The organism is Mucilaginibacter terrae, assembly GCF_042679325.1.
GTDB lineage: Bacteria > Bacteroidota > Bacteroidia > Sphingobacteriales > Sphingobacteriaceae > Mucilaginibacter > Mucilaginibacter terrae.
Window position 1 is genome coordinate 24,477 of record NZ_JBHTMJ010000006.1, and the last position, 13,102, is coordinate 37,578.

At 44.0% G+C, this 13,102-nt stretch carries 13 protein-coding genes; 7 read left to right on the top strand and 6 right to left on the bottom strand.

What is annotated here, in order from left to right; translation table 11 throughout:
• Positions 1 to 82: 82 nt before the first annotated feature.
• The 7 genes from ACFQ3S_RS06305 (at position 83) to trxA (ending at position 6,492) form a co-directional block, all read left to right on the top strand.
• Positions 83 to 397: a hypothetical protein gene (locus ACFQ3S_RS06305; protein WP_377162422.1), complete on the top strand. Its 315-nt coding sequence runs from the start codon at positions 83 to 85 to the stop codon at positions 395 to 397.
• Positions 391 to 1,041, top strand: a complete 651-nt coding sequence (locus ACFQ3S_RS06310) for an ATP-binding cassette domain-containing protein (RefSeq protein WP_377162424.1) — start codon at positions 391 to 393, stop codon at positions 1,039 to 1,041. The genes ACFQ3S_RS06305 and ACFQ3S_RS06310 overlap by 7 nt, the downstream gene beginning before the upstream one ends.
• 11 nt (positions 1,042 to 1,052) lie before the next feature.
• On the top strand, positions 1,053 to 1,838 hold the full coding sequence (locus tag ACFQ3S_RS06315) for a PhzF family phenazine biosynthesis protein (RefSeq protein ID WP_377162426.1): 786 nt from the start codon (positions 1,053 to 1,055) through the stop codon (positions 1,836 to 1,838).
• A gap of 34 nt (positions 1,839 to 1,872) precedes the next feature.
• On the top strand, positions 1,873 to 2,082 hold the full coding sequence (locus tag ACFQ3S_RS06320; protein WP_377162428.1) for a hypothetical protein: 210 nt from the start codon (positions 1,873 to 1,875) through the stop codon (positions 2,080 to 2,082).
• Positions 2,067 to 2,378: a type II toxin-antitoxin system PemK/MazF family toxin gene (locus tag ACFQ3S_RS06325; protein ID WP_377162430.1), complete on the top strand. Its 312-nt coding sequence runs from the start codon at positions 2,067 to 2,069 to the stop codon at positions 2,376 to 2,378. The genes ACFQ3S_RS06320 and ACFQ3S_RS06325 overlap by 16 nt, the downstream gene beginning before the upstream one ends.
• 205 nt (positions 2,379 to 2,583) lie before the next feature.
• Positions 2,584 to 6,126, top strand: a complete 3,543-nt coding sequence (gene smc / locus ACFQ3S_RS06330) for a chromosome segregation protein SMC (RefSeq protein WP_377162432.1) — start codon at positions 2,584 to 2,586, stop codon at positions 6,124 to 6,126.
• A 69-nt stretch (positions 6,127 to 6,195) separates the two neighbouring features.
• Positions 6,196 to 6,492 carry a thioredoxin gene (gene trxA / locus ACFQ3S_RS06335; protein ID WP_377162434.1) on the top strand — a complete coding sequence of 99 codons (297 nt, stop codon included), beginning with the start codon at positions 6,196 to 6,198 and terminating at the stop codon, positions 6,490 to 6,492.
• Between the two features lie 151 nt (positions 6,493 to 6,643).
• Here the strand turns inward: trxA and ACFQ3S_RS06340 are convergent, their stop codons facing one another.
• The 6 genes from ACFQ3S_RS06340 to ACFQ3S_RS06365 form a co-directional block, all read right to left on the bottom strand.
• Positions 6,644 to 7,108 (bottom strand): DUF2147 domain-containing protein, encoded by a 465-nt coding sequence (locus tag ACFQ3S_RS06340; RefSeq protein ID WP_377162436.1) that lies wholly within the window; start codon positions 7,106 to 7,108, stop codon positions 6,644 to 6,646.
• A 116-nt stretch (positions 7,109 to 7,224) separates the two neighbouring features.
• Positions 7,225 to 8,619 (bottom strand): DNA/RNA non-specific endonuclease, encoded by a 1,395-nt coding sequence (locus ACFQ3S_RS06345; RefSeq protein ID WP_377162438.1) that lies wholly within the window; start codon positions 8,617 to 8,619, stop codon positions 7,225 to 7,227.
• 140 nt (positions 8,620 to 8,759) lie between these two features.
• Entirely contained in the window at positions 8,760 to 10,460 is a 1,701-nt protein-coding gene (locus tag ACFQ3S_RS06350; RefSeq protein WP_377162440.1) for a M3 family oligoendopeptidase, read from the bottom strand.
• Positions 10,461 to 10,615: 155 nt separating this feature from the next.
• Positions 10,616 to 11,542 (bottom strand): NAD-dependent epimerase/dehydratase family protein, encoded by a 927-nt coding sequence (locus tag ACFQ3S_RS06355; RefSeq protein WP_377162442.1) that lies wholly within the window; start codon positions 11,540 to 11,542, stop codon positions 10,616 to 10,618.
• A gap of 79 nt (positions 11,543 to 11,621) precedes the next feature.
• The gene (locus ACFQ3S_RS06360; protein ID WP_377162444.1) at positions 11,622 to 12,233 is read right to left on the bottom strand and encodes a Crp/Fnr family transcriptional regulator; all 612 of its coding nucleotides are present in this window, start codon (positions 12,231 to 12,233) and stop codon (positions 11,622 to 11,624) included.
• Positions 12,218 to 13,081, bottom strand: a complete 864-nt coding sequence (locus ACFQ3S_RS06365; RefSeq protein ID WP_377162446.1) for a UbiA-like polyprenyltransferase — start codon at positions 13,079 to 13,081, stop codon at positions 12,218 to 12,220. Before ACFQ3S_RS06365 ends, ACFQ3S_RS06360 begins: the two co-directional genes overlap by 16 nt.
• Between the last annotated feature and the right edge of the window lie 21 nt (positions 13,082 to 13,102).

A 13,102-nucleotide genomic window follows, 5' to 3' on the forward strand; every position in this document is an offset into this window, starting at 1 on the left:
GCTACGTTTACCTCATGCTATTTCCTTCCTGCAATACTAATTCTGTATAAAAGGAGTTTGTATGTCTTAACCTTTATCCTCCATGCAAAACCTGCGCATTTTAGTATGGCAATTTTATAAACCTTTTTTGTATTACAACCTGTTTTTTACATGCTTCGGCGCGTTCCTTTTATTTGGAAAAACGGCAGCATTCATCCTGGCATTGGCAGCTAAAATGGTAAGCTACGGCGGCATGATTTTTTACCAACATTTCTTTAACAAGCAGCAGTACTTTTATTACCGTAATGCGGGTAGGCCGGTTAGGCAAATGTACGTTTATACCCTCACCCCCGATTTTTTCATCTTCCTGATATTAAGCTTTCTTATAATCACCTTAAAGCAATATGGCATATGCTGAAGGTAGATAGTGTTTACCTGGAGTTTGACAGCAGAAAGGTGCTACAGGACATTTATATAGACAGCACCGCAGGGAAGGTAACAGGTTTACTTGGCAGAAATGGCTGCGGAAAATCCAGCTTATTAAAAATTATTTTCGGAACGCTGCAACCTGCACATCAATACATCAGCATAAACGGTCAGCACGTTTCAAAAGGATACTTAAAAAACAAAATAGCTTACCTGCCTCAGCATAACTACCTGCCCGGGCATTTGAGCATCAGGCAGTCGGCCCAAATGCTGGTAGATGAACAGGCCTGGGAAGAATTCACCTCGCACGATGTGTACAGCCGGTTTGAAAAGATGAAACCCGGTGAGCTATCGGGCGGTGAATTACGCAAACTGGAAACATTAATGATCTTGTACAGTAAAGCTACCTACATTCTCCTCGATGAGCCATTTACCCATATATCTCCCTTACAGGTCGAAGAAATTAAGGCTATTATACGCAAAAGATGCGCAGTGAAAGGATTTATTGTAACCGATCATCAGTACCGCAATATTTTAGAGATTAGCGATAAGCTGGTGTTGCTGCAAAATGGCGCAACAAAAATAATTAATGATGCTAACGAATTAGTAGCATACGGTTATCTTAGCAATATCTAATTCATATACTCATGACCATCCCTATTTACCAGGCCGATGCATTTACCAATCAGTTATTTGGTGGCAATCCTGCGGCTGTTTGTCCGCTTACAGAATGGCTGCCCGATGAACTCATGCAACATATAGCAGCCGAAAACAACCTGGCCGAAACCGCTAACTTCGTAAAAACAGATGAAGGCTTTCACCTCCGCTGGTTTACGCCCGAACTGGAGATAGACCTTTGCGGCCATGCTACGCTGGCAACGGCACATATTATTTTTACCGAATTAGGTTTTATTGGTGACGCCATCCATTTCAGTACCGAAAAAGCCGGAACGCTTATCGTCACTCAAAACGGGGACCGTTATACGCTCGACTTCCCATCACGCCCGCCCTACCCAACCGAAATGCCCGACGGACTACTGGAAGGGCTTAACTACAAAACACCTACATCGGTTATGCGCTCTCGCGATTACTTTTTAGTGTACGATGATGAGCAGGACATTGTAGATATGCAGCCTAACCATTACGCTTTATCTAAAATAAACGCCATAGGAATTATAGTAACGGCACCGGGCAAAAATGTTGATTTTGTATCCCGTTTTTTTGCCCCCGCCTGCGGCGTTCCCGAAGACCCGGTTACCGGTTCGGCACATTGTAATTTAATACCTTACTGGGCCGAAAAGTTGGGTAAAACCCAATTGCACGCCTACCAGCTATCGACGCGTAAAGGTGAGCTATGGTGCGAGCACAAAGGCGACCGTGTACTCATGAGCGGCCAGGCGGTTACTTACTTAAAGGGGGAAATTTATATTTAAGCGATACATAACCCAGGATTTGTATATTTGGTATATGATACGGACTTTGGTAAAGCCTGACAAGCAAAGCATTTCTATAATATTACCTGAAAATTTTATAGGTAAGCAGGTGGAAGTTATTGCTTTTACAGTAGATGAAGCTACGTCTGTTCCTGAAAGCCAGGCAACCTATGTGGCCAGTGAAAAAGTTTTAGCTAAGGACTGGTTAACCGCAGAAGATGATTTAGCATGGCAGGATTTGTAAAAGGCGATGTTGTAGTTATTCCTTTTCCATTTTCAGATCTGTCGGGCAGTAAAAAACGGCCGGCATTGGTATTAGCAGATCTGCCGGGCAATGATATTGTACTTTGCCAAATCACCAGTCAGCAAAGCAATGATGCATCGGCTATCTATATCACATCAACCGACTTCAAAAACGACGCGTTGCCAGTTTCATCTTACATACGTCCTACACGCATTTTACCGCTGATAAAAATATCATCATTCGTAAGGCCGGAACGGTTCAATCTTCCATTACCAGTCAGGTTTCGCAAATATTAATTAAGCTGTTGAGTTAACTATATTGAATCAACTGCCAGGTCGTTGCAATAAAAATATTTCAGACGAACAAACTTATAAGAAAATATTGCTACACATTTAGATCCGTTGGATTTACGACTCGCAATTACTATTTTCGTTCATAAATGTGTACCTATTACGGCAAGCACAATAATAATATTTTGATAGCCCCTTTAGGGGTTGGGGTATGCAGTTAACAAAGTTAGAGGTCAAGGGCTTTAAAAGCTTTGGCGATAAGATCACCATTAATTTTAACGAGGGGGTTACCGCTATTGTGGGCCCTAATGGCTGCGGTAAATCTAACGTGGTCGATTCTATTCGCTGGGTTTTAGGCGAGCAGAGCACCCGTGCCCTGCGGTCGGAGAAGATGGAGAACATCATCTTTAACGGTACCAAAAGCCGAAAACCCGCTAACCTGGCCGAAGTATCACTCACGTTCGATAATACCAAGAATGTACTGCCTACCGAATTTTCGCAGGTAACACTCACCCGCAAACTTTACCGCACCGGCGAAAGCGAATACCGCTTAAACGATGTGCAGTGCCGCCTTAAAGACATAACCGACCTTTTTTTAGATACCGGTATTGGTGCCGACTCCTACTCTATCATCGAGTTAAAAATGATAGACGAGATTATTACCAATAAGGAAGGTAGCCGACGTAATTTGTTTGAAGAAGCGTCGGGTATATCCAAATACAAGCTCCGCAAAAAACAGACATTCAATAAATTAAAAGATACGGAAGCCGATCTGGAACGCGTACAGGACTTGCTTTTCGAAATAGAAAAGAACCTGAAAACGCTGGAGAACCAGGCAAAAAAAACCGAGCGTTATTACCGTTTAAAAGATCAGTATAAATCACTCAGCATAATGCTGGCCTCGTTTCGTATTGTCTCCTTTAGCGATGCCTTGGTACGTATAGAAGAACAGGAGCAAAAACACCGGGAGCAGCGGTTGGGCATTACCACACAAATTGACACACTGGAAGCGGCTCTGCAAAAGCAAAAACTGGATAATTTAACGCAGGAAAAGAACCTTTCGCTACAACAAAAGACTACTAACGAATTCATCAGCAAAATTCGCGCTTATGAGAGCGAGAAGAAGATCAAGAACGAGCAGCTTAAATTTCAACGGGATAAGGAAGCCCGGTTGACTGAAGAACTGGAACGTGACCGCAACCAGCTGAACCACGTTTTGTATAACATTAAACGCCTTAACGAAGAAAAGCTACAGGAGGAGGAAAACCTGGATACGGTTAGCCGTAAAGTAGCCGACTTAAAACAAGCAGTTGAAGAACTTCGGCAGGAACAAACCGGTGCCCGTGCCCAACTTAACGAGGTAACCAGCATAAACAACCGCCTACAAAACCAAATTTACCAGTCCGAAAAAGACCTGGAGATATTGCGCATACAACAACAGGCCCTGGAACAGGAAGGCCAGCGCAATATGGAAGACACGGCCAGCCGCGAGGTGGAGTTATCGCACTTTAACCAGTTGGTAGCCGAGTTGGAGAATCGTACCCAAACAGCCGAGGGCGAACAACGTACCGCCATAGAGTTTGAAGCGCAGTTACAGGAACAAATTAAAGAAACAGAAGGCAGCATTAATACTCTTAAAGATAAATTAGCGCAGCAAACCCGGCAGTTAGATGCCAAACAAAACGAGTATAATTTAACCAAAAGCATGGTGGATAACCTGGAAGGTTTCCCCGAATCTATCCGGTTTTTAAAGAAGCATGCCGAGTGGGCCAAGCGCGTTATGTTGTTTAGCGACATCCTGTTTTGCAAGGAGGAATACCGCATTGCCATTGAAAATTACCTGGAGCCGCTCATGAATTACTTTGTGGTAGACGATTACGACAATGCCATTAAAGCAATCAACCTGCTTCGAAGTTCATCGAGAGGACGTGCGCAGTTCTTTATATTGAACCACTATGCCGGCTTGCCCAATGTGCCTGTTACTTCGCCTAATGCAAACTGGTTGCCAGCGCTGGAAGTAATTGAGGTTGAGCCGCGTTACCGCCCTTTGTGCAACTATTTGCTGCGCAATGTATATTTAGTGAACGATGCCGCCGAAAACGATCTGAATCCTACCCCCGTTCCGCAAGGTATTGTGTTGCTGGGCAAAACCGGAAGGTTCAGTAAATCGGTGTTTAGCATGGCGGGCGGATCGGTTGGGCTGTTTGAAGGTAAGCGGATTGGCCGGGCAAAAAACCTGGAAAACCTGGCTAAAGAAATCCGCCAAACCGAGCAGCAGATAGGCGCTTACAAAACCGAACAGGAAACGCTGCAAAGCAAATTAGCGGCGCTGAAAGCATCGGGCAAAGTAACCGAGATCCAGCAAAAGCAGCAGGAACTCAACCGCCTGCATACCGAACTGGTTACTGTGACCACCCGCCGGGAGCAGTATCAAACCTTCATTACCAACAGTCGCAACCGTAAGGAAGATATCGCGCAAAAAATCCGAACTATACAGGAAGAAGAACAAAAACTTATTCCGCAGGTGGCCGAACTCAAAACGCAAAAGCAGATACAAAGCGATTTATTATTAGATAAGCAGGAGGCCTTTAACGAGCTCAACGAGTACACCACCGTACAAAACAACGCCTTTAACCAGGAAAACATCCGCTTTCATCAGCAGCAAAATAAAGTATCGGGTTTGGTGAAAGATCTGGAGTATCGCGAATCGCAGCAATACAGCTTAGAGGTACGCCTGCAAACCAACACCAACGAAATGGAAAAGGTACAGGCCGCTTTGCTGGAAACGCTGCAGCATACCGATTTTTCGGACGATGAACTGCTGGAAATGTACACGCAGCGCGAAGAACTGGAAAAAGCCACCAAAGCCGCCGAACAGGATTATTACACTTCACGCGGACAGATTAACGAAACTGAAAATGAGATAACCCAGCTGCGCCGCCAAAAAGACCAGGCCGATGTGATAGAAAACGAACTGAAAGACAAACGCACCAATTTAAAGTTAGAACTGAACGCGTTGAAGGAACGCCTTTCGGTAGAGTTTAACATTGATATACAGGATTTGATGGAGACTGAGATACCAGCCGAAGAGAATGAAGCTGACCTGCGTGACCGTACCGAAAAGCTAAAAAAACAACTGGACGATTTTGGAGCCATTAACCCCATGGCTTTAGAGGCATTTAAGGAAATGAATGAGCGGTACGACTTTATTCAAAGCCAGAAAAAAGATTTGATGGAGGCAAAAGCTTCCCTCCTTTCTACCATACAGGAGATTGACGATACAGCTAAAGAGAAGTTTATGTCGGCATTTACAATGGTACGCGAAAACTTCATTAAGGTATTCCGCTCGCTGTTTAATGAAGAAGATTCCTGCGACCTGATCCTGAACGATCCCGACCGCCCGCTGGAATCGGATATTGATATTATTGCAAAACCTAAGGGTAAACGGCCGCTGTCTATCAATCAGCTTTCGGGCGGCGAAAAAACACTGACGGCTACGGCTATATTATTTTCACTTTACCTGTTAAAACCGGCACCTTTCTGTATTTTCGACGAGGTAGATGCTCCGTTGGATGACACCAATATTGATAAGTTCAACAATATCATTCGTAAGTTTTCTTCTAGTTCGCAGTTCATTATTGTATCGCACAATAAAAGAACCATAGCCAGTACCGATGTGGTTTACGGCGTAACCATGGTAGAGCAAGGCATATCGCGCGTGGTGCCGGTAGATTTGCGCCAACTGACCGACTAATTTTGGGAGTCATAATCAGCTATCAAAACGTATTCTATAATTAGTTGTTAAACAACAAACATAATTATCATGGCAACATTTTCAGAAATAATAAATTCTGCTCAACCAGTACTTGTTGATTTTTCGGCCGAGTGGTGCGGCCCGTGTAAAATGATGGCTCCTATCTTAAAACAGGTTAAGGACAACATGGGCGAAAAGGTGAAGATCGTTAAAATTGATATTGATAAAAACCCATCAGTAGCCGAAGCTTATCGCATACAAGGTGTACCTACGCTTATCCTTTTTAAGAATGGCGAAAATAAGTGGAGACAAAGCGGAGTGCTACAAGCCAGCCAAATACAGCAGGTAATTGAGCAGCATTTGTAAATCTCGCTTAAGCGTTAAGGATTGAAGCGGATACCGGCCTGTGGCTAAGGCCTGTGCAGTATGAGCGGAAAGCCTGACCCGGAGGGAAACGCCCCAAATATTAATTGTATTGGCTATCCGTTGCCTACCATATTAAGGTAAAAACAAAACTTTACTGTACCCTATGAAAGCCCATGGTGCGCCCTATAAATTTAAAATGCCAGTAGCCGGTTACCTTGAGTGTTCCTTCGAGTGTTAAGGATGCGGATGAGTTCCACTTTTTACCGGATTGGGCATCATAGATCATCCCATTCTCCCAGCTATTGGTTTTAGGTTTATAGGTTAAATCTTCCAGCACGTTCATGCCAATAAGTTTGCGCGAGCGTAAGTTGACATCAGGGTTTTTAATATCGGTACGGGTTTCCATTGGTTTGCCGGGTTCGTCCGAGTCGTCGAACCAAAGCAGTTTTGCCTTGTAAGCCTCGCCATCCTTAAAAACCTGCACTATACAATTCTTTTTATCCGACCGCCATTTGCCACAAATCCTGTCGCTTGGTTGTATAGTAATTTGCGATGCATCAATGGAAATGCATACTAAAATAAGCAATAAAATACTGAGCGTGAATTTCTTAAACATAGCAATTATTGCTTTTTACAAGTTAAGAAATAACCTTCAGAATTTTACAATTGTTTTACAATAAATAATTAAACAATAAACATTTGTTAGAACTATGAACAGGACAATGAGCAATATTAATAACGCGATACATAACCATCGTCGGGGTCTATACCGGCATCTCTTCGCATTTCTACCGCATCCTGTACTGCTTTGGGGAGCTTGGATAACAAGTTGTACCCCGTAGCTTTTTCAATATCGCGAACGGTGCATAGGTAGTTGGTCCAGTTGGGTTTAACCGCATTATTGTTGGGTGTTATTACGGCTATTACCCTGGTAGTGGCATCTACCCTGTGCAAATCATTATTGCCGTTAGGCAACACCACAACCACCTTCCATATATAAGCAGGAACAGTGATGCGCCCGCTATCAATGGTGGTGTGAAAGCCACGGGTGCCATAACCGCCGCTGCCGTAGCTACCCATCATTACATAAACCTCATTACCCTTGTTCACCAGCATGCGTTCATAGCCCTCCAGGTTACCCCAGGTATGCTGATTGTTGGCGGGTGCCTGCGGTATCATATTGGTCATTAAAAAAGTTGCTGAGTTGGCTTTTAACGAATTGGAACGATCGGCAGATGGGCAGTTATGCCCGCGCTCGAAACCGCTTCCCTGGTAGCTGGTATTTTGCACATGATACCAGTTGCGCGGAAGCGCATCGTCGGCCCTGAAATCGTTTACCCGCTTAATATCGCCCAACCATTCCTCACCCACATACCAGCTCACCCAATTAGGGCCGCCCCTGCTGCGGTTGTAGCTTAGCGTATAGTATGGCTGTGTAATTAAGTAATTATCGGGCATGCGGGTGCTGGTAACGGCGTTACTTGGATTACCTAAAAGCAGGTTACCGTTATCGCCCACAACGGGTGTATCAGTGGTTGGTGATGTGCTTTTTCGGTCAATAGCGGGCACATGGTCATCAAAACTGTAAACTGTAAAATCATCAATATTAATGCGGTTACCACCGCCCGAGGTTTTGCACAGTTCGAAACGTATAGTACCCTGGTGGTTAATAATGAAGGTTACTGTTTGCAAATGGTGCTCGTTAGTCACCATATCGGCCCCGGCCTGGGTGTATGTTTTACCTCCATCAACGGATATTTTTAGCTGCCAGCCCAAGGTTTTGTTACGGGCATAAGCAGCATGTTTTACCGTTACTTTAGATGCGCCATTTACATCGAACTCCATACGCAGCATGCCTTTGTTGCGCATTCGTACCGAGTGCCGGCCTGCCCGGGCATCTTTATCGGTACTGGCTATCAACGCATCATCAAGGTACCAGGTACCGCTATTGAGCGTTACTTTTGCAGGGTCGTAACTATTTTTAACACCTGCTTCAAAGGTTTCTTTTATAATGGGCGAAACACCTTTATTGATGACGGTATTGTTACCTTGCTGCTTGCTGTTATCGCAAGCGGATAGCAGCACGAGTGCTATAAAGATAATATTATATATAATACTTTGCTTCATGTAAATTAATTAAATACCTAAAGCATAAAGTGTTAAATTACTATTATTGCAAGGAGTTAATGAACGCTTGCGGTTGCTACGTTGCTATCGCTCCTCGCAATAACATAATAATTCAGAACTCAAGACTCTGTACTCTCGCCTCAGATTTTATCCAGTTCGCTTTTTACAAAAGCGGCGAGCTCTTTTACATAACCCGCGCTGAAATCAAATTTAACGCCGGCCGTTTCGTAAATTTCTTTGATGGTTTTGGTATAACCCAGTTTCAGGGCATCCAGGTATTGTTGCAGTCCTTTTTCAGGATTTTCTTTATAGTTTTTCCAAACGGCAATAGCGCCTAACTGGGCCATGCCATATTCAATATAGTAAAACGGCACTTCAAATATATGCAATTGCTTTTGCCATAGGTTGGCTTCGGCTTCAGGGTGTTCGCTCCAGTCAATAAAACCGGCACCAAAACGCTCGTATATCTGTATCCAGGCATCGGTACGCTGGGCATCGGTATGGTCGGGGTTGGTGTATAACCAGTGTTGAAACTGATCGACCACGGCTACCCAGGGCAGGGTTTTCAACACATCTATTAATTGATCACGCTTGGCACGTTTCAGCTCTTCTTCATTGTCGAAATAAACATCCCAATTATCCATAGAAATTAACTCCATAGACATTGATGCCAGTTCGGCCACTTCGCTCGGGCAATGTTTAAAATCGTTCAGTTCAAGGTCGGCAGTGAGGAAAGTATGTACCGCGTGGCCCCCTTCGTGCACCATGGTGGTGAGGTCGCGGAATGTATTGGCCGAGTTCATAAAAATGAATGGCGCACCGGTTTCGGCCAGTGGGTAATTATAACCACCTGGAGCCTTTCCCTTGCGGCTCTCCACATCGAACAACCCGTTGGCCTTCATGAGTTCTAAACGCTCGCCCAAGTAAGGGCTAATGCGGTTAAAACAATCGATAGACTTGTTTACCAGGTCGGCACCATCGGTAAAAGGTTTTAAAGCAGGCTTTCCGGTGATGTCTACATCCATATCCCAGGACTTCAAAGAATTCAAACCCAAAGCTTCCTGACGCTTGTGTGCCTGCTCGCGCAAAATGGGCACTATCTCGGTTTCTATAGCTTCATGAAAAGCATAGCAATCCTGAGGGGTATAATCAAACCGGCCCAATGCCTGGAACATGTAATCCCGGAAGTTTTCGAAACCGGCATTCAGCGATAGTTTATGACGCAGCACCAGTAACAAGTCGAACAGTTCGTTCAGTGGCTTACGGTCTTGCAAACGGCGGGCAGTTATCTTTTCCCAAACCTCCTGCCTTTTGCTGCGATCGGTATCTTTCATTAAAGCACCGGCCTGTTCCAGCGTAAACTCCTTATCGTTTATTAATACCGACATGGCACCGGTGATGCTCTGGTACTTTTGCTGCTCTACCTGGATCTCCGTTTGTACCGGGATATTCTCCTCCCTGAATAGTTCTAAAGCTTTTTTAACACCACGCAAGTATATAAAGTATTTATCGTGGTCAAGATTGCTAAAATATTCACTATCAACTAATTTCTCATTAAGCTGATTATTGAACGGCGCAATTTTAGGTTCTATCTCGGTAGCAAAATATTGAAAGTTGACTAATAGTTCTTCGCTGGCCGTATCGCAGGTCATGCGGATGTAACGCCAGGCAAAATCTTCTTCCAGGGCTGCTTCCAGTTCGCTGCGGTCGCGCAGCCAATACTCCAGTTCTTCAACTGAATTAATAACGCGGGTACTCAGTTCCTGGTAAAACGGCTCCAGGGTTTCCCACTTAATTTCCAATTGAGCGGGTATGTATTTTCTTTCTTTTACAGGTATCATAGTTTAAAAATATGCAGATGTGCAAATGTGCAGAAAATTGTTTGAACCTGAATTTACAGAATATGTCGGAATCAGAATTTACAGTACTTTAGGGTTAGCTGAATTTTGAAAGAGTAGTCATCATTCTGTCAATTCATCAATTCAGCGAATTAGGATCAGGCTTTAAATAAGGTTTGTGATAAGTGCTTAATTCCATCGGCATAAGAAACAGGTTGCACGCCGAATGCCTTTTCAAACTTTGTGGAATTAAATATATAGTGGTGGTTGTACTGGTAATACATTTCAACTGCGCCTCCAGTCACCTTATCAAACAAACCCAGGAGTTGCAGCATCAGTTTGTTTACCTTCATATATTTAGGTTGAACATTAAATACGCTTGCTGCTAAGTTCATAAACTCAGTACCGGTTAAAGGTGGAGCTGTAGGCAGATGCCAGATCTGGTTATCCGTCTCCGGGCTTTGCCCTAACAGGTACATAGCGCGGCCAGCATCGGGTATGTATGTAAAGCTATGCTTAGTGTTAGGTTTACCCAGCCACATGGCTGTTTCGCCTTTGGAATATTTACTTAAAACCATTTTATCCACAAAGCTGTTTAAGCTTTCGGAACCATAAAAATCGGCGGCACGAGCTATGGTAGCCTGTAAGTTACCAGCCTTTACCTCATCCATTAATTGAGTTGACACTTTTGCCCTCACCTCTCCTTTTGCACTTATTGGATTGTATGGCGTTGTCTCTAACATGGGCCCGTCAACCAAACCGTACATGTACACATTATCGAAAAATATAAGCCGGGCGTTGTTTTCTTTAGCGGCATTGATCACGTTTTGCATAATAACCGGCCACTGCTGCTTCCATACGTCCTTATCGTAAATCAAACCCGCGCACAGGTAAATCACTGTCGAACCTTTAGTGGCTGCTATAACTTCAGCCGCTTGCAAGAGATCGGCCTTGTGCCATTGAACTTTAGGGTTGGTTATGTTAACCGGCCGGCGACTAAGCAGGCGAATATTTTGATTGGCTTGAATCAATTGGGCGGTAAGAGCGTTGGCAACCGGTCCACCGGCTCCTAATATAGTATGCATAGTTTTGTTTATTTGTTGAAACAAAACTATGCTAAACCCTAACGTTAAAACGTTAACAAAAGATAAGAAAAACGACTATTTATTTAACCGGTTCGAAAATACGTTTGCGGATGCGCGAAAGCGATACCGGCGTTATGCCCAGGTAATTAGCCAGGTAGTGCTGCGGTATGCGTTGCAACAAAGGCGAATTGCAATTTAAAAGCGTAGCATAACGCTCTTCGGGGGTTTGGGTAACGAAGGATTGCACCCGTTCTTCATAACAGCAAATTAAATACTCCGCAATGAGCCTGCCGAAGCGTTCCATTTTGTAAGCCGTTACCGGGTTATCTAAAAGTTGCTTTACAGCTTTATTGGAGAATGTAATGAGCAGAGTATCTTCTAAAACCTGTATGGATGCCTGGCTGGGTTCCTGCCTCAAAAAACTTTTATAAGAACTAACGAATTCGGCATCTAAACAAAAATAGTTAGTTATCTCTTCACCATTTTTAACAAAATAATAACGTGCCGATCCGGCGATAATCAAGCCTACCTCTTTGCAAATTTCACCAGCGCAGGTAAAGTACTCTTTCTTTTTAAGCGTTTTAAGGCGCAAATACTGTTTAAAGACGTTCCATTCTTCATCGTTAAAAACCACCAGCTTATTGAGGTACTCACGGTAAAAAAGAAGATGCTTCTCTATTTGCGTATCCATAACCTATCTATTAAAAAAAAGGCAGCAAAAACCACACTGGCAATACCGTTGGTGGTCATAAATGCAAAATTAACACGGCTCAAATCGGTAGGCTTAACTAAGCGATGCTGATATACCAACATGCTGCAATAAACGGCTATGCCAATGTAATAAGGAATGCCAAAGCCGCCCGGTGTAATAACCGCAGGAAGTATGACAAACACGGCCGAAAGCACATGCAATAAGGTAGATAAGGCTAAGGCTTTTTCGGTACCCAACGCACTGGGAATGGAATGCAGCTTTTCGTTACGGTCAAAGTCTTCGTCTTGCAGGGCATATATAATATCGAAACCACTTACCCAGCAAACCACCGCCAGCGAAAAGAGCACCGGCAACATGGCAAACTCTCCTGCTACAACCAGGTAGGCCCCTATAGGAGCTAACGAAAGCCCCAGCCCCAATACCAGGTGACATAACGCCGTAAAACGCTTGGTAGCACTATAACCCAGTACTACCAGCAAGGCCACCGGCGAAAGGTAAAACACCAGCAGGTTAATAAACCAGGTAGTGCCAATAAATAACAGGCAGTTAGCGATAGTGAACGTTAACGCCGCACTTGGTGAAATTCTTCCGGCGGGAATATCACGCACCTTGGTGCGTGGGTTTTTAGCATCGATGTCTCTATCCAGATACCGGTTAAACGCCATGGCCGAGTTACGGGCAAATACCATACATAGCAGCATTAGCACCAATTTACTCCACTCAAATGAATGACTGGTGGTAGTTACTGCCAAAAAGAAGCCGATAAAAGCAAACGGCATGGCAAATATGGTATGCGAAAAAGTAACTAAGGAAAAGTATTTTTTCATTTTTATTATCAATTTGATTCG

What these genes read in the sequence shown, in the direction of transcription:
- ACFQ3S_RS06355 (WP_377162442.1), bottom strand. Translation starts at nt 11,542, where the DNA reads ATGCATACTATATTAGGAGCCGGTGGACCGGTTGCCAACGCTCTTACC.
- ACFQ3S_RS06315 (WP_377162426.1), top strand. Translation starts at nt 1,053, where the DNA reads ATGACCATCCCTATTTACCAGGCCGATGCATTTACCAATCAGTTATTT.
- ACFQ3S_RS06305 (WP_377162422.1), top strand. Translation starts at nt 83, where the DNA reads ATGCAAAACCTGCGCATTTTAGTATGGCAATTTTATAAACCTTTTTTG.
- ACFQ3S_RS06310 (WP_377162424.1), top strand. Translation starts at nt 391, where the DNA reads ATGCTGAAGGTAGATAGTGTTTACCTGGAGTTTGACAGCAGAAAGGTG.
- ACFQ3S_RS06350 (WP_377162440.1), bottom strand. Translation starts at nt 10,460, where the DNA reads ATGATACCTGTAAAAGAAAGAAAATACATACCCGCTCAATTGGAAATT.
- trxA (WP_377162434.1), top strand. Translation starts at nt 6,196, where the DNA reads ATGGCAACATTTTCAGAAATAATAAATTCTGCTCAACCAGTACTTGTT.
- ACFQ3S_RS06320 (WP_377162428.1), top strand. Translation starts at nt 1,873, where the DNA reads ATGATACGGACTTTGGTAAAGCCTGACAAGCAAAGCATTTCTATAATA.
- ACFQ3S_RS06365 (WP_377162446.1), bottom strand. Translation starts at nt 13,081, where the DNA reads ATGAAAAAATACTTTTCCTTAGTTACTTTTTCGCATACCATATTTGCC.
- smc (WP_377162432.1), top strand. Translation starts at nt 2,584, where the DNA reads ATGCAGTTAACAAAGTTAGAGGTCAAGGGCTTTAAAAGCTTTGGCGAT.
- ACFQ3S_RS06345 (WP_377162438.1), bottom strand. Translation starts at nt 8,619, where the DNA reads ATGAAGCAAAGTATTATATATAATATTATCTTTATAGCACTCGTGCTG.
- ACFQ3S_RS06325 (WP_377162430.1), top strand. Translation starts at nt 2,067, where the DNA reads ATGGCAGGATTTGTAAAAGGCGATGTTGTAGTTATTCCTTTTCCATTT.
- ACFQ3S_RS06360 (WP_377162444.1), bottom strand. Translation starts at nt 12,233, where the DNA reads ATGGATACGCAAATAGAGAAGCATCTTCTTTTTTACCGTGAGTACCTC.
- ACFQ3S_RS06340 (WP_377162436.1), bottom strand. Translation starts at nt 7,108, where the DNA reads ATGTTTAAGAAATTCACGCTCAGTATTTTATTGCTTATTTTAGTATGC.